The sequence below is a fragment of the Stenotrophomonas sp. YJH_SMC_106-19 genome, assembly GCF_059368375.1.
The window spans coordinates 110,051-133,735 of record NZ_JCAFRQ010000001.1; the positions used below are offsets into that span (position 1 = coordinate 110,051).

Here is a 23,685-nt window from a genome sequence, read left to right on the forward strand (position 1 = left end):
GTCCGGGCACCGCGCCTGGATCAGGCGCGGGCGCTGGAGTGCCCGACCGCGCGGGCCAGCGCCTGCGACAGCTCCGCCGACAGGTAGGGCTTGACCAGCAGCACACCCGACTGCATGGCCTGTGGCAGCTGCTCCGCCGACATGCCGGTCGCGAGCACGAAGGGCACGCCGCGGGCGGCCAGCGCCGCCGCGACCGGCTCACTGGTTTCCTGGTGGGCCAGGCGATAGTCCAGCAGCGCCACGTCCGGCGTGGTTTCTTCCAGCAGCCTCAGTGCTTCGCCGACGCTCGCAGCCAGCCCCACCACCTGTGCACCGGCCTGCACCAGTTGCATCTGCAGCAGGGCCGCGCTCATCTCGTCGTTCTCGACCACCAGTACCCGCAGGTCCTGCAACGCCGCCATCGATTCCCGCTCCTGTGCATATCACGCCGGCGCAGTATAGCGATCACGGGGGGCAATGCCGGCAGATTCGGCCGCAATCGTCCCGCGCCGGGCAGCCTCTATGAAAGTGCGCTCGACCTCGGGTAAAATCACCCGCTGCCTGCCGGTGTGGCGGAATGGTATACGCAGCTGACTCAAAATCAGCCGGGGGCAACCCCATGAAGGTTCGAGTCCTTTCACCGGCACCATGCATCAAAGGCCAGGTCCACGACCTGGCCTTCTGCATTTCCGGCCCGTCACCTGCGTCGCCCCTCCCGCGCGGCGACCGCCCAGCGCCGCCGCCGTGCGCGCCGCAGCTGACAACGTTGCCAGCAGGCCAACGCTGCGGAATTCTTGCAAGGCGCATGCGCATCTGCCTATCGTGACTGGCCGTACCTGGGGGCGGGGGAATGCATGACGTTGCCGGCTGCACTGTTTTTTCTGGTCACGCATGCATTCGTCGTCGGCCTGGCAGGCCCTGGAGATCCGGTGGGTTCGTTCCTGATGTCAAGCGCCGCGCCGCTGCTGGCGGCCATGGCATGCGTGCGCCGTGCGCGTGACAGCCACGCCGCCTGCAAATGGAGGACCTTCGCTTTCGCCGTCAGCCTGTTTCCGGTCGCACTGCTCCCACTGCTGTTTCCAGGCATCACCGATGCCTGGCCGGCGCAGGTCGCACTGACATCGTTGATCCTTTACGTGTTCTATCGCATCCCGCTGACCTACGTGGCCGCCAGCGCCGACAGCCGGAACCGCCATGTCCGCAGCGTCGACCTGTCGATCATCGGCCTGCTCTGGCTGCTGTACTACACGCACGCGCAATCGACTGCGCAGCTGGATACCGCGCTGTGGACGCATGGCCTGAACCCCATCAGCACCACGCAGAACAGCCTGCTGTTCAGCTTCGCGCTGATCCGCTACCTGGCCGAGGACAACGCAGATCGCCGCGACTTCTTCCGCACCCTCACCCTGTTCCTGCTCGGCTACTTCCTGATCGAGCAGTACGTCAGCCGGTATCGGCCGCAGACCCCGGACGGCGGATGGGCAGATCTGCTCATCAGCGGCCTGTTCCTGCTGCTGGCGGTGATCGCCGGCAGTCCGCGGCGCAGGACCGCGCCGCCTGTCCCGCGCAACCTGCGGCGTTTCGTCGAGGCCAGCGTGCCGTTGATGCTGCCGCTTCTGCTGATGCTGGTCGCATTGCTGATGGCGCGCACGAACCAGACGATGGCAACGGTGGGCTTCATCGGCGCCATGCTGGGCTATGCACTGCGCAGCGTGCTGAGCCAGGTGGACATCCAGCGCCAGCGCGACGAGCTGGCAGCGCTGGCCCGGCGTGACCCGCTGACCGGGCTGGGCAACCGCCGCAGTTTCGATGAATCGCTGCCGGGCGCCCAACGGCGCGCGCGGCGCCAGGGCCTGGGCCTGGCGGTGCTGATGATCGACATCGACCACTTCAAGCGCCTCAACGATACCTACGGACACCCGGAGGGCGATCGCCGCCTGCAGGCGGTGGCCGCGATCATCGATGGCTGCCTGCAGCGCGGTGACGACCTGCTCGCCCGCTACGGCGGCGAGGAATTCATCGCTGCGCTGCCTTCCTCCGACGTGGCCCATGCGATGGCCATGGGCGAGCGCATCCGCGTGGCGGTCGAAGACGCCGCGCTGCCGTCCGGCCCGTCCAGCGTAACCGTCAGCATCGGCGTGGCATGGTTGGCTGCCGATGCTCGGCAGGAACCGGACAGCGTGGTCGAACGTGCGGACCAGGCCCTGTACCGGGCCAAGCGCGCGGGCCGCAACTGCGTCCGCGGCGAGGCTTTGCCGGAACGTACAGCGGCCCCTGCCCTGCGCGCCTAGACCACGCGCAGGGTCGGCACGCCATGCTGCAGGGTACCGCCGCCCGCCGCCCCCTGCACACGGAATCCGGCGACGGTCTGCAGCAGGTGGGCCGACTGTTCTTCCATGCTGCGCGCCGCGGCGGACGCTTCCTCGACCAGCGCCGCGTTCTGCTGGGTTCCCTGGTCGATCAGGTCCACCGCGTGGTTCATCTGCTGGATGTCATCGCTCTGCTGCTGCGAGGCGCTGCTGATCTCGGTGACCAGGTCACTGACCCTGCGCACGTTGAGCACGATCTCGTCCATCGTGCGGCCAGCACTTTCCACCTGCGCCGTGCCCGCACCGACATTGGCCACCGATGTGTCGATCAGCTGCTTGATCTCCTTGGCGGCGCTGGCCGAGCGCTGCGAAAGTTCGCGGATCTCGGTGGCGACGACCGCGAACCCACGGCCGTGCTCGCCGGCACGGGCCGCCTCCACGGCAGCGTTCAGCGCCAGGATGTTGGTCTGGAATGCGATGCGGTCAATCACCCCGATGATGTCGACGATGCGACGCGAGGAGGCGTTGATCAAGGCCATCGTCGCCACCACCTCGTGCACCACGCTGCCGCCGCGCGCAGCCACCTCCGCTGCGCCGCCGGCCAGCTGGCTTGCCTGGCGCGCATTGGCCGCCGTGCGCTGCACCGTATCGGCCAGGCCCTTCATGGACACGGCGGTTTCTTCCAGCGAGGCCGCCTGCTGTTCGGTGCGCTGCGACAGGTCGCTGTTGCCCTGCGCGATTTCGGTCGCGCCGACCGCGATGGTATCGGCAGCGAACTTGATCTGGCCGATGATGCCCGCCATGGCTTCGACCAGCGCGTTGACGCCATCGCACAGCTCGGCGATGGGGCCACTCTTGTCGGCAATGGCGACGGTACGGGTCAGGTCGCCCTGCTTGGCCGCCGCCACGACTTCCCGGGTCTGCGCCACCGCACGCTGCATGGCCTGGTTCTCATGCACCTGCGCGGTGATGTCGGTAGCGTATTTGACGACCTTGAACGGCCTGCCGTTGCCATCCAGGATGGGGTTGTAGGAGGCCTGGATCCAGATCTCGCGGCCGCCCTTGCCGAGCCGCCGATACTGCCCGGCGTCGTACTCGCCGCGCCCGAGCTTTTCCCAGAACCGGCGGTACTCGGCGCTGTCGCGAAGTTCGGGCTCCACGAACAGCGCATGGTGTTGGCCGCGCACCTCTTCCAGGCTGTAGCCGGTGGCGGCGAGGAAGTTGGCGTTCGCCGAGAGAATGTGCCCGTCCAGGCTGAACTCGATCACCGCCTGCGACTTGTCGATGGCGGCAAGCTGCCCCGCCGAGTCCGCGGCCTGCAGCTTCTGCGCGGTGATGTCGGTCGCGAACTTGACGACCTTGAAGGGCCGGCCCTGCGGGTCCAGCACCGGGTTGTAGGACGCCTGGATCCAGATTTCGCGCCCGCCCTTGCCCAGCCGTCGGTACTGTCCGGCGTCGAACTCGCCACGTCCCAGCCGGGCCCAGAAGTCCCGATACTCGGCGCTGGACGCCTGATCGGGATCGACGAACAGCGAATGATGCCTGCCCTGGATTTCGTCCAGACGATAACCCACCGCCTGCAGGAAGTTGTCGTTGGCCTGCAGGACGGTGCCATCCAGATCGAATTCGATCACCGCCTGCACGCGATGCAGTGCGGCCACCTGGGCGGCCAGCTCGGCATGACCGCGATCGCTGTCGACCCTGCCGGGCCGAGGCTGTCCCGCCAGCGCCCCCAGCAGGGAACGCCACGGCGACCAACGGGTGTGCAGCTCGGCTGGCGCCTGTGCGCCTGCCGTAAGGCCTGGAATGAGCATTGTCTGATCCTCGGTGTCCGGTAAGCGGTTGCGATCCGCCAGGCGGGATGCCCGACGGCGACATCAATTGCTTGGACTACAGGTGCCGGCAGGCACCTCTCGAGCAACGGGCAAGAACATCTGGGGGCGGGTGCGATCGACATCCGGGAGCGGCGGAACACACTGCGCGGGCCGCCCGACGGGGCAGCCTGGGGTCCTGCAGCGGGTGACGGGAGCGGGATCCAGTGAGGTTATCGGCACCTCCGTTCCGGGCTTTAGGCCCCTCCGCAGCGGGCCCTGTCCAGCCCCCTCCCCCTGCAGCGCCTGACGGGCCCCTAGATGCAGCCTGCAACGAAAAGGTTGCCATGACCATCGGGGCTGTCGGCAAGGGGGTGGACAGGCAAGGATGCGCCCACCACGGACCGTCCATCGACACGGAGATCGCATGTTTTCACGCCTGGCTGCTCTTTTCGCCCTCGGCCTGTGCAGCAGCGGCGCGCTGGCCGCCGATGCAGGCTATCGGCCGAGTTTCAACCCCGCACAGCTCAAGGGCCCGCCCGCCGGCCGCGTCAACGAAGTGCTGGTGCTGGGCTCACCGCACCTGTCCGGCCTGCCCCCGACCTTCCAGCCGGCAATGCTGGAGCCGCTGCTGCAGCGCCTGCAGGCATGGCGGCCGACGGCGATCGCGGTGGAGAACCTGTCCGGACTGCAATGCGATTTCATGCGCCGCAATCCCGCCCGCTATGCCGAGAGCGTGGGAAGTTACTGCGTCGATCCTGCACCTGCCCAGGCCGCCACCGGTCTGGATGTTCCAGCGGCCAATGCCGAAGTCGATCGCGTGCTGGCGGCATGGCCCGCCACACCGACGCACGCACAGCGTCGCCGGCTAGCCGCACTGTTCCTGGCCGCAGGTGAGAACGGCTCTGCGCTGGTGCAGTGGCTGCGCCTGCCGCCGCAGGAGCGTCGCGCCGCAGACAGCCTGTCACCGCAACTGGTGCAGTTCCTCGACAAACGCGCCGTGCGACGCAACGAAGTCAGCCTGATCGCGGCCGAGCTTGCCGCACGCCTGGGCCTGGAACGCCTGTGGGCAGTCGATGACCACACCGCTGATTCGCCCACCCCTGCGGCACTGGAGAAGGCGGCTGGCGAAGCCATCATGAACGCCTGGAACAATCCCGCCAGCAAGGCACGACGGGCCGCCGATACGGCCCTGCACGCCGAACTCGGCAGCACGGATGGCCTGCTGGCGCTCTATCGGAACTACAACGCGCCCGACACCATCGCCCAGGTCTACAACAGCGATTTCGGCGCGGCCCTGGTCGAACCATCGCCAGAAGGCTTCGGGCGCAACTACGTCGGCTACTGGGAAACCCGCAACCTGCGCATGGTCGCCAACATGCGCGAGGTGCTGGGCCAGCACCCGGGCACCCGCATGCTGACCCTCGTCGGCGCCTCGCACAAGGGCTACTACGAGGCCTACCTCAACCAGATGCACGACGTGCTGCTGGTTGATGCCAACAGCGTGCTGGACTGAGCGCCAGGGCTAGCAGCGTGCCGGCGCATCCCCGCGCCGCGACCGCCACAGCAGCACGCAGGCGGCCACGATGGCACCCAGGGTCAGCATCAGCAGCACCACCACGCCGCCCTGCAGGGTGGGCAGCAGCGCCTGCGCCCGGGCATCGCCGTGCAGTTGCTCCAAACGCAGGCAGGCGGCTACCGCCAGCCACCAGCCGACCATTGCCGGCGCGAAGGCACGCAGGGCATCCGGGGTCCAGAAACGCATGTCGCTCTCCAACGGGGTGGGTGTGCGCGCAGTATTCGCGGCCGCCCTCTCACAGACTGAGATCAGCCGCCACCGGCGTCGCTGTCCACGCCCTCAGCCGGCCATTCGCCGGCTTCCCCCTGCACCTGCACGTTGTTGCGTCCCATTGCCTTGGCCCTGTAGCACTGCGCATCGGCCGCAGCCACGGCCTGGTCCACCCCCATGCCGCCCAGCAGCGGCGCGATGCCGATGCTGGCGCCCACCCGCAGGCGGTGCTGGTCCCAGGGAATGGAGAGACTGGCCAGGGTCTGCAGCAGTTCGCCGCCGATCCGCGCCGCGCGGCGCGGCGTGCAGCCGGACAGGATCACCGCGAACTCGTCCCCGCCCAGCCGGGCCACCACGTCCGAATCGCGCACGCCGTGGCGCAGCACGCTGGCCACCGCCCACAGCACCGCATCGCCGGCCAGGTGGCCCCAGGTGTCGTTGACCGGCTTGAAGCGGTCCAGGTCGATGTACATCAGCGATGCCGCCTGGCCTGTCCGCTCGACCCGGGTGATGGCCTGCTGCAGATGGACTTCGAACCCCCGCCGGTTGCTCAGTTCGGTCAGCGGATCGATCTCCGCCAGCTGGCGCGCTTCGCGCTGCCGTGCACGCTGCTGGGTATCGTCGCGCAGCACCCACACCGCACCGCGCACATGGCCCTCATCGTCGCGCAGCCAGGCGCGGGTCAGGTCCACCGGCACCGTCGCCGTGCCCAGCCGCAGCAGCAGGTCGGCATGCAGGTCGACCGCGTTGCTTTCCGGGTCCAGCAGTACGGCCACGTCCAGCATCGAGCCGGGGGCGTACTCGGTGGTCAGTTCCAGCACGTCCTGCACCCTGTAGCCGGCCAGCGCCTGTGCGCCGTCGCCGGCCAGCATGCGCACGGCAGCGGCATTGGCATATTCGATGCGGCCCTCCAGGCTGACGCTCAGCACCAGGTCGGCGACGGCGTCGAGGGTGATGCGGCTGCGCTGCTCGCTTTCAAACAGGCGCTGTTCACTGCTGCGTTGTGCGCTGATGTCCTGGATCTGCGAGACGAAATGCACCGGCTCACCGCGTTCGTTGCGCACCAGCGATACCGACAGCCGCGTCCAGATCACCCTGCCGTTGCGATCGAGAAAGCGCTTCTCCAGGTGGTAATGGCTGCACCGGCCTGCCAGCAGGTCCTGCACCAGGGCCAGATCGGCCTGCAGATCGTCCGGATGGGTCAGCCGCTGGAAATCGACCTGCAGCAGCTCCTCGCGCGCATAGCCCAGGATGCGGCACAGCGCGTCATTGACATCCAGCCAGCGCCCTTCCAGCGAAACCAGCGCCATGCCGAGCGCAGCCGAGGTGAAGGCGCCTGCGAACTTCTCCGCCGCCATGCGTGCTTCCGCACGTGCCTGCAGGATCTCGGTGATATCGATGGCCATGCCGACATAGCCGATGCGCGTGCCATCGGCGCCGTCCATGCGGCTGATCGAAAGCCGCACCTGGCGTTGCCGGCCATCCTTGCGCAGCAGCGTCCATCGCCGCGAATAGGTCTGCCCTTCGGCATGCGCACTGAGGGCCTCGAACACATCCGGCAGGCGACCCTGCGGGTCGGCCAGCGGTTGCAGCCAGGCCTTCAGCTCATCCGGCTCATGGAAGGCATCCAGCCGCCGCAGGCCGACCACCTCGGCGGCGCTGTAACCCAGCAGGCGCTGCGCCCCCGTGTTGAACAGGGTGATGGTGCCATCGGTATCGGTCGCGATCACCGCGACGTCGTCGGAGGCGTCCACCACCGACTGCAGGCGCTGGCGGCTCTCGGCCGCGTCCTGTCGTGCCTGCTGCAGCTCGGTGACGTCGGCGTGGGCACCCGCCATCCACAACGGCCGCCCCTGACCGTCCCATTCGAACACGCGACCGCGGTCATGGACCCAGATCCACTGGCCGTTCTTGTGGCGCATGCGCACCAGGCAGGCGTAGTTGTCGCTGCGCCCATCGAAATGCTCCTGCAGCGCGGTGTCCGACAGCGCGATGTCGTCCGGATGCACCAGTGCCGCGAAGGTCTTCTGGCAGATCGGCTCCAGCTCTTCCAGCCGGTAGCCGACGATTTCGGCCCAGCGCGCGTTGACCCGCATTTCGCCGGTCTGCACGTTCCACTCCCAGGTGCCGGCAGCGGTGCCTTCGATGATCATCGCAAGCCGCCGACGCTCTTCGGCCAGCGCATGCAGACGGCGTTCGAGCAGATCGTTGCTGTTGTTGCCCTGACCCGCCATCAAGCCCTTCTCCGTCCCGCGCAGGCGTGCACGGGCCGCAGCAATCCGCTGCAGCTGTCACGGAATCGGACGGGGCGTGCTGGCGTCATGGTCCTCCCCAGCGACAGCGGGTCGGCCACACGCCTCCCCAGATGCGCAAGTGTGCGCAATCACGGGGAAAATCGACAAGTCCCCCGCCCCGGTTCAACCGTGACGGGGGACACGCTCCTCAACTGCGCTTGGCGCGGGCGAAGGCTTCAGCCAGTGCGTTGTTGGCCGGGGCTGCCGAGGGGGCGGGCCGACCGCCGTTGCCCTGGCTCCGTCCCGGGCTCCGGCCCGGCCCGCCGGCGTCACGCCGAGGGCCCTGACCACGCTCGTCACGGCTGCCGGGGCGGCTGGTGGCCTGGCCGGGGGTATCGTCCAGGCGCCGGGTCAGCGCGATGCGCTTGCGCGGCACATCCACCTCAAGCACCTTCACCTTGACGATATCGCCAGCCTTGACCACGTCGCGCGGGTCCTTCACGAAGGTGTCGGAGAGCGCCGAAATGTGGATCAGGCCGTCCTGGTGCACGCCGATATCGACAAAGGCACCAAACGCGGCGACGTTGCTGACCACGCCTTCCAGCACCATGCCCTCGCGCAGGTCCTTGATGTCTTCCACGCCCTCGGCGAAACGTGCGGCCTTGAACTCCGGGCGCGGGTCACGGCCGGGCTTTTCCAGCTCCCTGAGGATGTCGCGCACCGTCGGCACGCCGAAGGTCGCATCGGTGAACTGCTCGGCCTTCAGCCCACGCAGGAAGCTGCCATCGCCGATCAACGCCTTGATCGGGCGCTGGGTACTGGCGACGATGCGCTCGACCACCGGATAGGCTTCCGGATGCACGGCGGACGCGTCCAGCGGCTCGTCGCCGTCGGCAATGCGCAGGAAGCCGGCACACTGCTCGAAGGTCTTCTCACCCAGCCGGGCGACTTTCAGCAGGTCCTTGCGGCGCTTGAACGGACCATTGTCATCGCGATGGCGCACGATGTTCTCGGCCACCGTCGCTGACAGGCCGGACACGCGTGACAACAGCGCGGCCGAGGCGGTGTTCACGTACACCCCGACCGCGTTCACGCAGTCCTCCACGCGGGCGTCCAGCGCGCGCGCCAGGCGGTACTGATCGACGTCATGCTGATACTGGCCCACGCCGATGGCCTTCGGTTCGATCTTGACCAGCTCGGCCAACGGATCCTGCAGGCGGCGCGCGATCGACACCGCGCCGCGCAGCGACACGTCCAGGTCCGGGAACTCCCTGGCTGCGAGCTCGGAAGCCGAGTACACCGAAGCACCGGCCTCACTGACCACCACCTTCTGCAGCTTCGGGTTGCCGACCGCCTTGATCGCTTCGCCGGCCAGCTTGTCGGTCTCGCGGCTGGCGGTGCCGTTGCCGATCGCGATCAGTTCCACGTTGTGCCGCGTACACAGCTGCCGGATCGTCTGCAGCGACTGCTCCCACTGGCGCCGGGGCTCGTGCGGATAGATCGTCTCGGTGGCGACCAGCTTGCCGGTGGCATCGACCACTGCGATCTTGCAGCCGGTGCGGATGCCTGGATCCAGCCCGAGCACGGTCTTCGGGCCCGCCGGCGCAGCCAGCAGCAGATCCTTCAGGTTGTCACCGAACACGGTGATCGCGTCCGCTTCGGCCTTTTCGCGGGCCTGGTTGAACAGATCCAGCAGCAGGTGCATGTGCAGCTTGGCACGCCAGGTCAGGCGGCAGGCATCGAGCAGCCAGCGGTCGGCGGCACGGCCCTGGTCGGCGATGCCGGCCTTGCGGGCCACGCGCCCCTCTGCGTACTGATGGCCTGCCTCGGCATCGCTGCCCGGGTCCAGCTCCAGGTACAGGATCTCCTCGCGACGCGCGCGGAACAGCGCCAGCAGGCGATGCGAGGGAATTTTCGCCAAGGCTTCGGCGTGCTCGAAATAGTCGCGGTACTTGGCGCCCTCGGTCTCCTTGCCCTCGGCCACGCGGGCGCGGATCACGCCGTGTTCGCCCAGCCAGGTGCGCAGTTCGCCCACCAGCGCGGCATCTTCCCCCCAGCGCTCCATCAGGATCGCCCGCGCGCCCTCCAGCGCCGCCTTGGTATCGGCCACGCCCTTGTCGGCATTGACAAAGCTGGCCGCGAAGGCCTGAGGGTCCTGCGTCGGATCGGCGAGCAGTCCATCGGCCAGCGGCTCCAGGCCGGCCTCGCGGGCAATCTGCGCACGGGTACGGCGCTTGGGCTTGTACGGCAGGTACAGGTCTTCCAGTCGGCTCTTGGTATCGGCGGCGAGGATGTCGTTGCGCAGTTCGTCGCTGAGCTTGCCCTGCTCGTCGATGCTGGCCAGCACCGCCGCACGGCGGTCTTCCAGTTCGCGCAGGTAGGTGAGGCGCACTTCGAGATTGCGCAGTTGGGTGTCGTCCAGGCCACCGGTCACTTCCTTGCGGTAGCGGGCGATGAACGGAACGCTGGCACCTTCGTCAAGCAGGCCGACCGCGGCGCGCACCTGGCTGGGCTGGGCACCGATTTCCTCGGCGATGGTCTGGGCGATCTGCTGGGCGAGCGCGCTCTGGGCGTTCTTGGCGTCGTGCATTGCTTCAGGTCTGTGCCGCGTTACGGGAAGACCCCATTCTGGCAATCCGCGACGGAGCCGGACAAGACATTGACAGCAGACGGGGTTCAGCGGCGTGGCCGGTCTGGACGCCGGCATCCTGGCAGGGGGGCTCGGACTGGCCCGGGGCTGGGATGCCGGCGCGGGCGCGCGATGGTGGGCGCGCCCTGCCGCGTGTTGCGAGGGTCAGCGGTAGTGGCGGGCGGCGCGCTGCATGACGATCTCGTCACGCATGCCTTCCAATGCCATCAGCCTGACCTTGCCGACACCCTGCAGTTCCATGAACCGCTCGGTGTAGAACTCCGGCCCCAGCGCGGTGTCGGCCCGCGATTTGCTGAAGCCATAGGGCACCACGCCCTTCTCGCCATCCTTGCTACCACCGACATAGAGAACGATTGCCATGTGATGTATTCCTCCAAATTGCTACTGCGTACTGCACTCGATGAGCGATGCTGCGAGCCCATCGGAGAGGAGCTTACCGCGTCGTACCTGACTGGAACGTCACGCAGGCTAATGACGATCGGTTGCATGCAGATGACGGCGGGATCGCAGCAGAATGCTTACGGATCCTTAACTTCCAACTAACGAATCCCAAGGGAATTCCCGCCAACGGCGCAGCCCCTCGCGGGCGGTCGTGTAACGCGTTTCATGTGATTGGGCCGGGCGGGGTGGGTTCGCGGGACACGCCGTAAACCCGTCCCTGGGGGCTCGATGGCGCCATCCATGGCGCCAACGGTCCCGCGAACCCACCCCGCCCGGCCCCTGACAGTTCTTCGGGCACGTTCACCCACGGAAAAGAAAAAGAAGATCGAAAGCAAAAGCAGCCTGGCCGGCTGCATTTTGTAGAGCCGAGCCCACGCTCGGCTGCTTTCAGGTCAGTCCACGAAGCCGAGCGCAGGCTCGGCTCTACACGAGCACGCGCAGCGGGCGACCGGCTTCTGCTGTTCTTTCTTCTTTTCCGTGGGTGGTGCAGGCCACAGCCCTCTATCAGAGGGCGGTCGGGTTGGGGTCGCGGGGGTGTCCGCGGCATGAATGCCGCGGCCAAGCCCCCAGGGAACGGTTCACGGCGTCCATTGCCGCCCACGAGGGGCTGTGCCGTTGGCTGCAGACTACGGCCACCAGCCGTGCCCGAACCGGGCGTAATGATCCGCCGCCCGCTCGAACGGGTTGCGCGCACTCACCCCACCGCACAACAGGTACACCGGCAGGTACAACGGCCCCAGCACCATGTACTGGTACACGTGCGCACGTTCGTGATCATCCAGCCGGATCAGCGGTTCCACGCCCCACCCCGCCTGATGCGCATAGGTGCGGCAGGAAATGCCCAGGTCATGCCCGGTGTGCAGGATCACGTTGCCCAGGGTGATCGCCCCGCCGGGACCCCAGGGCCAGCGGTCGAACACCAGCGCGCAGTCAAGGCCGCTCCAGCGCACCGTCGCACCTCCCAGCAGCCCGGCCAGGCCTCCGACCAGGCCGATCAGCGAATTGGGAACGGTCCAGGCTGCACCCAGCACCTGCAAGGCACGCAGCCAGATCGGCCGGACCATGGCAGGACGGTTCAATCGGCCTCGTTGGGAATCAGCAGCCACAGGATCAGATAGACCAGGATGCCGGGAAATGCCGCCGATGCCAGCGACACCAGTACGAAGACCACCCGCAGCAGCGTGGAATTCCAGCCGAAGCGATGCGCGATGCCGCCCATCACCCCGGCGATCATCCGGTCGTTCAGCGAGCGCGACAACGTGCGGGGCGTGGTACTCATGGCGGATCCTCCTGGCAGTGCATAAAGCAGTCGAACAGGACTCGACTCTACACCGCCCCCCTGTCTACGGCGTGCGTTGGCGCAGCGCCTGCAGCCGGGCGCTGAACCATGCGGCCGACGCCTGCTCCGGTTGCCCGGGGCACTGGATGCGGTAGGCCTTGCCGCTCATGCTGCTCTGGGTGGCCGCGCGTTCGATGAACTGCTCGGCGCTCTCCACCAGGTCCTTCTTCAGCAGGTAGTCGTACTTGCGCTGCAGGTGCGCGCGCGCACTGCTGCCGTCGTACCAGCGGCCGTTGCGCTGGAAACGGCACTGGGAGCCGTCCAGGCTGGAGATCAGCTGCGCGATTTCGCCGCGCGCTACGGGGCCCGGGGCCGCAGGGGCCCATGCAGGGGTCAGCAGCAGCGCTGCAACCAGCAGTGATTTGTGCGACAGCATCCTTGGCTCCAGCCCGTCCAGAGCGCCTGAGACTAGCCCTTCCCGTCCCGGGCCTTCAACCAGCCATCAATCGTAGCTGGCACTTCGCGCTGCGCCCGTCCGGACACGTAGATTCCAATATGCCCCCCGCGGAAACTGGACTCGGTGTAGTCCTCCGTGCCCAGGCGCCCCCGCATCGCGCGCGACGCATCCGGTGGCACCAGATGGTCTTGCTCGGCATAGATGTTCAGCACGGGCAGGGTCACCTGCGACAGATCCACAGCTTCCTCGCCGATCCGCACCGTACCGTTCACCAGCGCGTTGTCCTGGTAGAACTGCTTGATGAAGTCGCGGAACGCCTCGCCCGCCAGATCCGGCGAATCGAAGATCCATTTCTCCATGCGCAGGAAATCCTCCAGCGCGGCCTTGTCATCGAGGATGTCCAGCAGGCCCACGTACTTCTGCACGTTCAGGCGGAACGGCTTGAGCATCAGGTAACTGGCATTCATCAGGTCGGCCGGGATGTTGCCCAGCGTGTCCACCAGCAGGTCCACATCCACCTGCCGCGCCCAGTGCGAGAGCATGTTGTCGGCGGTGTGGAAATCAACGGGCGTCACCATGGTGATCAGCTTGCCCAGCTTCTGCCGGCGCAGCGCCGCATAGCACAGCGCGAACACACCGCCCTGGCAGATGCCGAGCAGGTCCACCGGGCCGCCGCTGCGCGCGCGCAGGGCATCCACCGCGCCCTCGATGTAGCGCAGCAGGTAGTCCTCCAGCGTCTGGAACCGTTCGGATCGATCCGGGTAGCCCCAGTCCAGCACGTACACGTCCTGCCCCAGTGCCAGCAGCTTCTGCACCAGCGAGCGATCGGCCTGCAGGTCAACCATGTAGGGGCGGTTGACCAGTGCGTAGACGATCAGCAGCGGCGTCCGCCGGGTCGGTGCCTGTTCGCCGACGAAGCGATAGAGCACCACCTTGCCATCACGCCAGACTTCCTCGCGGGCGGTAACCCCGTAATCGACATCTTCCACCTGCGGCAGCAGCTTCAGCCCTTCCATCAGCTTGCGCTGCATGGCCAGGGTCTCCTGCATCAGGTCATCGGCATTGAAGCCCAGAGGTCCCTTCATCGGTCATGTTTTCCGCGAGGAAGTACGGGATGTCGCCTTCCTGGCTGGCGCACGCTTTGCAGCAGCCTTCTTGACTGCAGCCTTCTTGACTGCAGCCTTCGGCGTTGGCGCCGGCTTCTTCGCGGCCGCCCTGCGAGTGCCAGGCTTCACCCTGGCCGGGGCCGGCTGTGCGGCCGGATCCACCGTCGCCGTACCCGCCAGCACCGTCACCTGCGCCTGCAGGCGACGCAGGCTGCGCTCCAGCTCGGCAATGCGACGGTGCGCGGCATCCATTTCGGAACGGGTCGGCAGGCCGATCCGCTCGCTTACCTGCTCCACTTCGCGCTGCAGCCCAGCGCGCAGGCGCATCTGTGCGTTGCCGAGGTCCGCATAGACCTGCTGGAACGGCTCGGACAGGGCCACCTTGGCGTAAGCCTCTTCGGCCGCCTCGATCCACAGGTCGAACATCGCCCGCGCGCTGGTCAACTGGCTGCCGGGCTGCTCATGCTGGGCCAGCCGCTGCTCGAACAGCTCGAAGGCCTCGTCCAGCGCCTGCCGGATCTGTTCGACATAGGCGCGTGACTGCTGCTGGTAATCCTCCTGCGCGCGCAGCAGGGCCTGCCAGCGCGCCTGGTGTTCACGGCCGGGACCGAAGGCGGGGCTCTGCAGCCACGGGCCCGCCTGCAGCTGCCATTGCTGCAGCCAGTTGGCGAACTCCGGCAACGAACCGCCGGCCTGGGTGCTGCCGCGCGCGCCCTGCAGCATCCATTGCAGCAGGCCATCCCCCTGGCCCTGCACTGCCTCACGCCAGGCCTGTGCCACTTCTGCGCTGCTGGCATCGCGACCGGCGAAGCGGCTGGCGACCTCCTGCATCGTGCCGTACCAGCTGCCCGCCTGCTCGCGGAACCGGCGCACCGCGTCCTCCGGCGCACCCGGCCCCTGCTCGGGCAGCATCTGGCTCCAGCCGTCAAACAGGCGCTGCCAGCTGCCGGCATCGCCGCTGCCCGGCGCACCGGCGGCGGAGGCATGGCGCAGGGCATCGCCCCAAGCCCCGAAATACTGCCCGGCCAGAGTCTCGAAATCGCTGCTGCCGGCGTCATGGGCCGAACTGGTCATCGCAGGCCTCCGCAGGATGCCGTCATGGCTTGGGAATACGCAGGGTCTTGCTGATCATCAGCGACCCGGACAGGGCGAACAGCAGCACCATCGGATGCAACTGCCACGGACCCAGCTGCCATTGGCCAAGCCAGATGTCCGGGCCGATCGCGTCGGTACCCGCCGCGATCGCCAGCACGATCACCAGCACCAGGCTGGTCGGGATCGGGGTGCCCTCGAAAAACTTCACCTTGCCCTCGTCGCCGGCCAGCGCCTCGGCAGTCACGTTGTAGCGGGCAAGGCGGCTGACGCCACAGCAGACGAAGTAGCTCAGCACCAGCCAGTCCCACCCGCCCTGCATGCCACAGGCATAGGCCAGCGCGGCCGGGGCCACGCCGAAGGAGATCACGTCGGACAGCGAATCCAGCTCGCGGCCCAGCGTCGAACTGGATTTGCGCCAGCGCGCGATGCGGCCGTCCAGCGCGTCGAAGATGAAGGCCAGCGGGATCAACGCCATGCCGAACAGCAGGTAGCCACGCTCGCCATCCTGCAGGAAGCGCATGGCGGCGAACACCGCGCCGGTGCCGCAGAAGGCGTTGGCCAGGGTGAACCAGTCCGCCAGCTGGAACTCGCGCAGCATCGAGAAGTGACGTTTCATGAAGTCTCACGGGGCATCAAGGGCCACAGGTTACCGCGAGCGCAGCCGCTGGCGACAGCACGGCCCGCGTTCCCCCTTCACCGGTCGCTCACGCATCGTCACCAGCGGTGAATTTTTCGCCACCCATCTTGACAGCCTAGGGGGGTGGCGCCTGTCGAGGCTTATCCACAAAGTTGCCCACGCGTAATCCACACCCCCTGTGGACAACCCGTTCTCACCGACTGCGACGGTGGACATTTGCTCATCACTTCTGGCGGGGTTTCCGCCCTTCCCAAGCCGGCTCTCTGGCGCTATGGTCAGCGGCGGACCCGCCGTCGCCACGTCCTGATCCCCTCACCGGACGATGCCGATGCTGGACGCAGCCACCCTGGCCGCTCAACTGCGGATGCCCCATGGCGACCACGCCCTGGACGTGGCCGACGCGATGAACCGCAGCAATGGCGGGCTCAACCAGGCCGCCATCCGCCTGCTCGCGACCGCTGCAGGCGAGAGCGTGCTGGAAATCGGCCCGGGCAATGGCGCGTTCGCGCCCCTGCTGCTGCAAGCGGCCAACAGCCGCTACCTCGGTATCGAACTGTCCACCGCCATGGTTGCGGCCGGCAACCAGCGACTGGCCTCGACCGGCCTGGGTGATCGCGCGGAACTGCGCCATGGCGACGCCCACGCCCTGCCCGTCACCGATGCCTGCGTGGACGCGGCGCTGAGCGTAAACACCCTCTACTTCTGGCCGAACCTGGCGCCGGTGCTGGACGAACTGGCGCGGGTGCTGCGCCCTGGCGGCCGCCTGTGCCTGGCGTTCGGCGATGCCACTTTCATGCGCGGTCTGCCGTTTGCCTCGACCTTCCACCTGCACGAACTGGAGGCGGTGGAACGCGCGCTGCGGATCTCGGGCTTCCGTGTTTCGGCCTGGCGGGCACACCGTGAAACCGCGGAAGGCAACGATGGCCAGCAGCGCGAGAAGCACTTCCATCTGCTGCTGGCGCACCGGCAGTGATCGTTTTCCGTCGGGGATGGCCCGGCGCTACCTCAAGGATGCCGGCCCGGTAGCGCCGGGCCATGCCCGGCGAGCGCAGCGGCCAGGCGCCCAGGCGCTCAGCCGGCAATCCGGCGCCGCCAACCGGCGAAGCAGAACAGCTGCAGCACCAGCATCATCACCAGTCCCAGCGGCCAGGCCCACCACAGTCCCGCCAGGCCATGCCGCGCATGCAGCCAGGCCGCCAGCGGCAGTTCCAGCAGCACGATGGCCGCCATTCCGAGCAGCGCCGGCCACACGACCGTGCCGCTGCCGCGCATCACGCCCACCAGCACCGAGGCGCCGCCCATTGCCAGCACGCCCCAGGCCACCGTGCGCAGCTGCTCTGTCGCCAGCGCGCGTACGTCCGGTGCGTCCAGGATCAGGCCGACCAGCCACGGTGCCGACAGCATCACCAGCCCCACCACCGCAGCCAGCAGCCCGCCCCCCAGCCACGCACCGGTGCGGGCGATCGCAGGCAGCCGCGCCACGCGCCCTGCGCCCATCGCGTGCGCAGCCAGTACAGTGGCGGTGATGCCCAGCGACATCGCCGGCAGCTGCACCCAGCTCATCAGCTGGTTGACCGCGCCATAGGCGGCGGTCGCCAGGTACCCGTGCCGGTTGATCCAGCCCAGCAGTACGATTTCGGCAACGGCCAGGCTGAGCATCTGCAGCGATGACGGCACCCCGATCCGCAGCATCGATCGCGCCGTGACCCCATCCACCCGCACCGCACGCAGCAGATCACGGTCGGGTGCCAGCGGATGCCCCTGTCGGCGCCAGCGCCACAACAGCCAGGCCAACGCCAGCGTGGAAGCCAGCACCGCGGAGAATGCGGCGCTGGCCGCTCCCATCCTCGGCAGGCCTGCAGCACCGACGATCAGCAAGGGTGTACACAGCAGGCCGATCAAGGTGGCGATCAGCAACGCGTGCAGCGGCGACATCGCATCGCCCACCGCGCGGCTGACCGACGTTGCCAGCCAGAGCAGGAAGATCACCGGCACGCCGCTCAGCATGATGCGCGCGTAGGCGATGGCCTCACCCAGGATCGGCGCCGGTGTGCCGAGCGCCTGCAGCAGCTGCGGTGCGAACAGGTTGCCGACCACCATCACCAGCAACGACACCGCCAGCATCAGTGCGATCGCCGTTCCGGCGACCCGCCGCACCCGCACCACATCACCGCACCCCCACGCCTGCCCGATCAGCACCGTGGCGCCCGTAGCCAGGCCCATTGCCAGGGCCAGCAACAGGAAGAACATCGGAAACACCGCCGCCGCTGCGGCCACCGCATGTGCACCGAGCAGGTGGCCGAGGTAGACGTTGTCAAGCGTCCCGGAGGCCAGCTGCAGGGCGTTGGTCAACAGCATCGGCAGCAGCAACCCGAGATAGGCGCGCCACAGGGGGGGCGACACAGGCGCTGCGGACAGTGATGGGGGATTCATGGGCATTCCATGGGCAAAGCGTTGCCCTGCCCGGCCAAGGGGCCAGCAGGAGACGCAGGTGGGAGGAGTAACGGCCCGCGGTCAGCGCGGCCGCTTGCATGTGCGGGGCGACAGGTCAGTCGTCGGTGCTGCCGGCAGGTTCGTCGAAGGCCAGACGCAAAGCGTGGCTGCGTACGTCGACAGGCCAGCTTTCCAGCACAGCCTGCAGGCGCGCGCGGTCGTGCGCGAACAGCGCACGCGTGGCTTCCTCGAAGCCGGGCAGATCGCCGCCGATGGTCTGCAGGAAGTGATACGCGCGCTCGGCGTTGCGGCGCTGCCGGTCCAGATCGGCACCGGCCCGGCTGGCCGCTTCCACCAGCCGCCGCAGCGCCACCGAGGCGCCGCCCGGCTGTCCGGCCAGCCAGGTCCAATGACGCGGCAGCAGCGTGACCTCGCGCGCGACCACACCCAGTTTCGGTCGCCCGCGCCCGCGCGCCACCACCGGTTCATCGGTGGCCGCCGTCTGCACATCGGCTTCCGGGCGTGATGCCGGGAAGGCCTGGGCGATACGCACCAGCAGCTGCGCGACGCTGCCACGCGTGTCGAAATCCCGGGTCAGGCCGGTGGCGTTGTCGAACACCAGCAGCGGGCCGGCAGCCGCATCGGCACGCAGCTGCCTGAGCGCCAGCGCGGCGACGTCCGGCGTACCGGAAGCGACAAGTCGATGACCGTCGAAGCAGCTGAACGGCGGAAGGGGAGCATTGGACATGGCACGGGCACCGGGGCGATGCGGAAATATTACCCGGGCAATTTTATGGCGTCAATATCACCCGGGTATTAATCCGCACTGCCTCGACGCGGCTCACAGCCGGCTGAACGACCAGCTCTGCATGCGTCCGTCCTTGTACGGCATCACCCCGTGGAATGGACGCGGATCCGCATCGAACACCAGCGGCAGGAAATTGCGGTCGCCCTCCCACATCGGCAGCGTGTCGAGCTTGTCCAGGTCCACCCACTCCAGCGTGCCCTCATGGTTGCCGCCATGCGGGCTGCCTTCAAAGCCGTCGATCACGAACACGAACCCGAACCAGTCCTCACCGTGCTTGCCGAAACCCGGCCAGCTGATGGTGCCGCGCAGACGCATCGAGGTACACGCGATGCCGGCTTCCTCTGCGATTTCGCGGCGCATGCCGGCTGCCACGTCCTCGCTCGGCTCGATCTTGCCCCCCAGGCCGTTGTACTTGCCCAGATGGTGGTCGCCGGGGCGGGTATTGCGATGGATCATCAGCACCTGGCGCCCGTCGGGCGAAAGCACATAGCCCAGGGTGGCGACGATCGGGGTATACGGCATGGCGGCATCCGGCGGCAGGTCAGCCCCGGATTATGGCCGATCAGCGCACCAGCGACAGGCGACGCTCGCCATCGGCTGCCGCGCTGCCGTCCGGATCGCGACGCAGGGTGGCCACGCCATGGCCACGCTCCGCCAGATATTCCAGCCACTTGCCGAGGAAGGTGTTCATCCGCATGCGGTGGCTGATCAGTTCGGCCGGCGGCGGATACAGCCCCATGGTGTCCTGCCAGCGGCGGCCGACGTAGCAATGGGTGGTTTCAGCCTGGCGTGCGTCGCGGTACAGGCGCACATAGGCCGACGGGTCCGGCTCGCCGGTCACCGGGTCGGCCAGGTCGTAGGTCAGGCGCAGTTCGACGGTGTAGCGATGGCACTCGATCACGTCCAGGCGCACATCCAGACCATCACCCACCGAAGAGATGTAGCTGCCCGCAACCAGCTCGGCCGGTGCGAACAGACGCACCAGGTGCCGGTAGTTTTCCGCATACAGGCCCATGAGCCAGCTCAGCCGGCTCAGGCGGGGAATGCGTTCGGTGCGGGGCAAGGCTCGGGCCATGGGTCGATCCTACACGTTGGTGGTTCAACGTGGGGGCGGTTCAAGCCGCAGCCAACCCACCGGCCGCGATCGTCCCTGTCCAGCCACGCGCCGACGGGTAGCGCCGGGGCATGCCCGGCGAGCACGCAGCGCAGCCATCAAGCGTGGCCCGGCATCGCCGGCGCCGGCGGGAGAGGATCAGTACATTTCGCGCTGCAGCCCCAGCGTGCCCAGCACCTTGCTGGAGATTTCCTCGATGGAGGTGTGGGTGGTGCTCAGGGTCGGAATTCTCTCCATGCGGAACATGGTCTCGGCCGCCGCCACTTCGCGCCGGCAGGTTTCCAGATTGGCGTAGCGTGAGTTCGGCCGGCGCTCCTGGCGGATCTGCTGCAGCCTGTCCGGGTCGATGGTCAGGCCGAACAGCTTGCGCCGGTAGTTACGCAGCCGCGCAGGCAGGCGGTCGCTTTCCAGGTCTTCATCGGTCAGCGGATAGTTGGCTGCGCGCACCCCGTAGTGCAGGGCCAGGTAGATGCAGGTCGGGGTCTTGCCGGCCCGCGACACCGCCACCAGGATCACGTCGGCATCGTCGTAGTTCACCGCGATGCCGTCGTCGTGGGTCAAGGCGAAGTTCATCGCATTGATGCGGCGGTGGTAGGTGTCGAAATCGACCATGCCGTGGGCCTGGCCGACCCGGGCCAGGCGCGGGCTGGACAGTTCCCGCTCCAGCGGCTCGATGAACGGCGCGAACACGTCCAGCATCAGCGCCCCGCTGTCTGCCAGGATCAGGCTCAGGCTCTGGTCCACGCAGGAGTTCACCACGATCGGCCGGACCTGGTAGCGCTCCCCCGCCGCCTGGATCCGGGCACAGGCTTCACGGGCCTTTTCGGGGTCATCGACGAACGACATGCGATCGGTAATGAAGCTGAACCCGGAGAACTGGGTCAGCAGGCTATGTCCAATGGTTTCAGCGGTGATACCGGTTCCATCGGAAACATAGAACACCGGGCGGATGGTCGACATGCGCGCTTTTACCCCCTACGAAGCCTAAAAAGGCCGCCAGCACAAGCTTGTGCCGACGGTACTCTGCCCGGCATCATATCGGCTTCTTCCTACGGACGCGGCCATTACAGCCCGCCTCGGGCGATGGCCAAACGGAGCATCGCGCTTGAACGAGAACATCCTGTGGTTGCACGAACTGCGTCTGGCCGACCTGGCCCGCGTAGGCGGCAAGAATTCGTCGCTGGGCGAGATGATCGGCAATCTGGCCGGTCTGGGCGTGTCGGTGCCAGGCGGTTATGCCACCACCGCTGAAGCCTTCAAGGACTTCATCGCGCACAACGATCTGTCCAAGCGCATCTTCGACAAGCTGGCCACGCTGGACGTCGAGGACGTTACCGCGCTGACCGCGGCCGGCAAGGAAATCCGTGGCTGGGTCATCGACGCTCCGCTGCAGCCGCAGCTGGACCAGGACATCCGGACCGCGTACGCCAAGCTGAGCGCCGAGAACGGCGGCGGCGACGTGGCCGTGGCGGTGCGCTCTTCGGCCACCGCCGAAGATCTGCCCGACGCCTCGTTCGCCGGCCAGCAGGAAACCTTCCTCAACGTCACCGGTGCCGACGATGTCGTGCACAAGGTCAAGGAAGTGTTCGCTTCGCTGTACAACGACCGCGCCATCGCCTACCGCGTGCACCACGGCTTCAAGCATGAGGACGTGTTCCTGTCCGCCGGCGTGCAGCTGATGGTGCGCTCGGGCGTGGGTTCCTCCGGCGTGCTGTTCACCCTGGATACCGAATCGGGCTTCCGCGACGTGGTGTTCGTCACCTCGTCCTTCGGCCTGGGCGAAATGGTCGTGCAGGGCGCGGTCAACCCGGACGAGTACTACGTCTACAAGCCCACCCTGCAGGCCGGCAAGCCGGCGATCCTGCGCCGCTCGCTCGGCAGCAAGGCGATCCGCATGGTGTACTCGGACGTTCCCGGCGAGCGCGTCAGGATCGAGGACACTCCGGCCGAACTGCGCAACACCTTCTCGATCAGCGACGAGGACGTGCAGGAACTGGCCAAGCAGGCGCTGGTGATCGAAAAGCACTACGGCCGCCCGATGGATATCGAGTGGGCCAAGGACGGTGTCAGCGGCAAGCTGTTCATCGTGCAGGCGCGCCCGGAGACGGTGAAGTCGCGCAGCCACGCCACCCAGATCGAGCGCTTCGCGCTGACCGAGAAGGGCGGTAACGTGTTGGCCGAAGGCCGTGCCGTGGGCGCCAAGATCGGTTCGGGCGTGGCCCGCGTGGTGAAGACGCTGGACGACATGAACCGCGTGCAGCCGGGCGACGTGCTGATCGCCGACATGACCGACCCGGACTGGGAACCGGTGATGAAGCGCGCTTCGGCCATCGTCACCAACCGCGGTGGCCGTACCTGCCACGCCGCGATCATCGCCCGCGAGCTGGGCGTACCGGCCGTGGTCGGCTCGGGCAACGCCACCAAGGTCATCGAAGACGGCCAGCTGGTCACCGTCAGCTGCGCTGAAGGCGATACCGGCTTCATCTACGAAGGCAAGCTCGGCTTTGAGCGCACCACCACCGATCTGGGCAACATGCCGCCGGCTCCGCTGAAGATCATGATGAACGTGGCGAACCCGGAACGTGCCTTCGACTTCGGCCAGCTGCCGAACGCCGGCATCGGCCTGGCGCGCCTGGAAATGATCATCGCCAGCCACATCGGCATCCACCCGAACGCGCTGCTGGAGTACGACCGCCAGGACGCGGCAACGAAGAAGAAGATCGACGAGAAGATCGCCGGCTATGGCGACCCGGTCAGCTTCTACGTGGACCGCCTGGCCGAGGGCATCGCCACCCTCACCGCGTCGGTCGCGCCGAACCCGGTGATCGTGCGCCTGTCGGACTTCAAGTCCAACGAGTACGCCAACCTGATCGGCGGCAGCAACTACGAGCCGCACGAAGAGAACCCGATGATCGGCTTCCGCGGCGCCAGCCGTTATGTCGATCCGAGCTTCTCGGCTGCCTTCGCGCTGGAGTGCAAGGCCGTGCTGCGCGTGCGCAACGAAATGGGCCTGGACAACCTCTGGGTCATGATTCCGTTCGTGCGCACGCTGGAAGAAGGCCGCAAGGTGGTGGAAGTCCTCGCCCAGAACGGCCTGAAGCAGGGCGAGAACGGCCTGAAGATCATCATGATGTGCGAAGTGCCGTCCAACGCACTGCTCGCCGATGAGTTCCTGGAGATCTTCGACGGCTTCTCGATCGGCTCCAACGACCTGACCCAGCTCACCCTGGGCCTGGACCGCGACTCGTCGATCGTCGCCCATCTGTTCGACGAACGTAACCCGGCAGTGAAGAAGCTGCTGTCGATGGCGATCAAGTCGGCACGGGCCAAGGGCAAGTACGTCGGCATCTGTGGCCAAGGCCCGTCCGATCACCCGGACCTGGCCGAATGGCTGATGCAGGAAGGCATTGAATCGGTGTCGCTGAACCCGGACACCGTGGTCGATACCTGGCTGCGCCTGGCCAAGCTGAAGGCCAGCGCATGATGCGTTGAAGGCTGCAGGCTGACGTCGTTTTCATCGACGTCCGCCCATACTGCTGCTGC

The 23,685-nt window shown here is 67.4% G+C and carries 21 protein-coding genes and 1 tRNA gene; 5 read left to right on the plus strand and 17 right to left on the minus strand.

Features of this window, described 5'->3' with window-relative positions:
- Nucleotides 1–20: 20 nt before the first annotated feature.
- On the minus strand, nt 21–401 hold the full coding sequence (locus tag AC5P5M_RS00445; protein ID WP_053520434.1) for a response regulator: 381 nt from the start codon (nt 399–401) through the stop codon (nt 21–23).
- A 141-nt stretch (nt 402–542) separates the two neighbouring features.
- Between AC5P5M_RS00445 and AC5P5M_RS00450 the strand changes: the two genes are divergently transcribed.
- Together AC5P5M_RS00450 and AC5P5M_RS00455 are read left to right on the plus strand one after the other, a co-directional pair.
- Nucleotides 543–628: transfer RNA gene (locus AC5P5M_RS00450), tRNA-Leu, on the plus strand.
- Between the two features lie 205 nt (nt 629–833).
- Entirely contained in the window at nt 834–2,270 is a 1,437-nt protein-coding gene (locus AC5P5M_RS00455) for a GGDEF domain-containing protein (protein WP_197601000.1), read from the plus strand.
- Here the strand turns inward: AC5P5M_RS00455 and AC5P5M_RS00460 are convergent.
- Complete coding sequence (locus tag AC5P5M_RS00460; RefSeq protein WP_495205451.1) at nt 2,267–4,102, minus strand: methyl-accepting chemotaxis protein; 1,836 nt, start codon at nt 4,100–4,102, stop codon at nt 2,267–2,269. The two genes, AC5P5M_RS00455 and AC5P5M_RS00460, sit on opposite strands and share 4 nt — an antisense overlap.
- 424 nt (nt 4,103–4,526) lie before the next feature.
- Between AC5P5M_RS00460 and AC5P5M_RS00465 the strand changes: the two genes are divergently transcribed.
- A complete protein-coding gene (locus AC5P5M_RS00465) occupies nt 4,527–5,615 on the plus strand; it encodes a DUF5694 domain-containing protein (RefSeq protein ID WP_065182731.1) in 1,089 nt (362 codons plus the stop codon).
- A gap of 9 nt (nt 5,616–5,624) precedes the next feature.
- Here AC5P5M_RS00465 and AC5P5M_RS00470 read toward each other — a convergent pair whose 3' ends face one another.
- The 10 genes from AC5P5M_RS00470 to AC5P5M_RS00515 all read right to left on the minus strand — a co-directional run bounded on the left by AC5P5M_RS00470 (nt 5,625) and on the right by AC5P5M_RS00515 (nt 15,766).
- Complete coding sequence (locus AC5P5M_RS00470; protein ID WP_053517894.1) at nt 5,625–5,864, minus strand: hypothetical protein; 240 nt, start codon at nt 5,862–5,864, stop codon at nt 5,625–5,627.
- Between the two features lie 62 nt (nt 5,865–5,926).
- Complete coding sequence (locus tag AC5P5M_RS00475; RefSeq protein WP_322523160.1) at nt 5,927–8,122, minus strand: PAS domain S-box protein; 2,196 nt, start codon at nt 8,120–8,122, stop codon at nt 5,927–5,929.
- A gap of 208 nt (nt 8,123–8,330) precedes the next feature.
- Entirely contained in the window at nt 8,331–10,712 is a 2,382-nt protein-coding gene (locus AC5P5M_RS00480) for a Tex family protein (RefSeq protein WP_495205452.1), read from the minus strand.
- A gap of 204 nt (nt 10,713–10,916) precedes the next feature.
- A complete protein-coding gene (locus AC5P5M_RS00485; protein ID WP_005410085.1) occupies nt 10,917–11,132 on the minus strand; it encodes a hypothetical protein in 216 nt (71 codons plus the stop codon).
- 707 nt (nt 11,133–11,839) lie between these two features.
- Nucleotides 11,840–12,277 carry a hypothetical protein gene (locus tag AC5P5M_RS00490; RefSeq protein ID WP_164153109.1) on the minus strand — a complete coding sequence of 146 codons (438 nt, stop codon included), beginning with the start codon at nt 12,275–12,277 and terminating at the stop codon, nt 11,840–11,842.
- Between the two features lie 11 nt (nt 12,278–12,288).
- Nucleotides 12,289–12,492: a PspC domain-containing protein gene (locus tag AC5P5M_RS00495; protein ID WP_053517889.1), complete on the minus strand. Its 204-nt coding sequence runs from the start codon at nt 12,490–12,492 to the stop codon at nt 12,289–12,291.
- Between the two features lie 64 nt (nt 12,493–12,556).
- Nucleotides 12,557–12,928, minus strand: coding sequence for a YfeK family protein (locus AC5P5M_RS00500; protein WP_128989216.1), 372 nt, complete (start codon nt 12,926–12,928; stop codon nt 12,557–12,559).
- Nucleotides 12,929–12,960: 32 nt separating this feature from the next.
- Entirely contained in the window at nt 12,961–14,034 is a 1,074-nt protein-coding gene (locus AC5P5M_RS00505) for a class III poly(R)-hydroxyalkanoic acid synthase subunit PhaC (protein ID WP_053517887.1), read from the minus strand.
- A gap of 3 nt (nt 14,035–14,037) precedes the next feature.
- A complete protein-coding gene (gene phaE / locus AC5P5M_RS00510) occupies nt 14,038–15,129 on the minus strand; it encodes a class III poly(R)-hydroxyalkanoic acid synthase subunit PhaE (protein ID WP_495205453.1) in 1,092 nt (363 codons plus the stop codon).
- A gap of 22 nt (nt 15,130–15,151) precedes the next feature.
- Nucleotides 15,152–15,766, minus strand: coding sequence for a CDP-alcohol phosphatidyltransferase family protein (locus tag AC5P5M_RS00515; protein ID WP_053517884.1), 615 nt, complete (start codon nt 15,764–15,766; stop codon nt 15,152–15,154).
- Nucleotides 15,767–16,109: 343 nt separating this feature from the next.
- Between AC5P5M_RS00515 and AC5P5M_RS00520 the strand changes: the two genes are divergently transcribed.
- On the plus strand, nt 16,110–16,760 hold the full coding sequence (locus tag AC5P5M_RS00520; protein WP_065182725.1) for a class I SAM-dependent methyltransferase: 651 nt from the start codon (nt 16,110–16,112) through the stop codon (nt 16,758–16,760).
- A gap of 98 nt (nt 16,761–16,858) precedes the next feature.
- Here AC5P5M_RS00520 and AC5P5M_RS00525 read toward each other — a convergent pair whose 3' ends face one another.
- The 5 genes from AC5P5M_RS00525 to ppsR form a co-directional block, all read right to left on the minus strand.
- Nucleotides 16,859–18,220 carry an MATE family efflux transporter gene (locus tag AC5P5M_RS00525; protein WP_495205454.1) on the minus strand — a complete coding sequence of 454 codons (1,362 nt, stop codon included), beginning with the start codon at nt 18,218–18,220 and terminating at the stop codon, nt 16,859–16,861.
- Between the two features lie 115 nt (nt 18,221–18,335).
- The gene (locus tag AC5P5M_RS00530) at nt 18,336–18,968 is read right to left on the minus strand and encodes a DUF2239 family protein (RefSeq protein WP_481505366.1); all 633 of its coding nucleotides are present in this window, start codon (nt 18,966–18,968) and stop codon (nt 18,336–18,338) included.
- Nucleotides 18,969–19,061: 93 nt separating this feature from the next.
- Entirely contained in the window at nt 19,062–19,550 is a 489-nt protein-coding gene (locus AC5P5M_RS00535; protein ID WP_053517878.1) for an NUDIX hydrolase, read from the minus strand.
- 40 nt (nt 19,551–19,590) lie between these two features.
- Complete coding sequence (locus AC5P5M_RS00540; RefSeq protein ID WP_053517876.1) at nt 19,591–20,103, minus strand: DUF1249 domain-containing protein; 513 nt, start codon at nt 20,101–20,103, stop codon at nt 19,591–19,593.
- Nucleotides 20,104–20,280: 177 nt separating this feature from the next.
- A complete protein-coding gene (ppsR, locus tag AC5P5M_RS00545; protein WP_053517875.1) occupies nt 20,281–21,102 on the minus strand; it encodes a posphoenolpyruvate synthetase regulatory kinase/phosphorylase PpsR in 822 nt (273 codons plus the stop codon).
- 145 nt (nt 21,103–21,247) lie between these two features.
- Between ppsR and ppsA the strand changes: the two genes are divergently transcribed.
- The gene (ppsA, locus tag AC5P5M_RS00550) at nt 21,248–23,626 is read left to right on the plus strand and encodes a phosphoenolpyruvate synthase (protein WP_053517874.1); all 2,379 of its coding nucleotides are present in this window, start codon (nt 21,248–21,250) and stop codon (nt 23,624–23,626) included.
- Nucleotides 23,627–23,685: the final 59 nt, after the last annotated feature.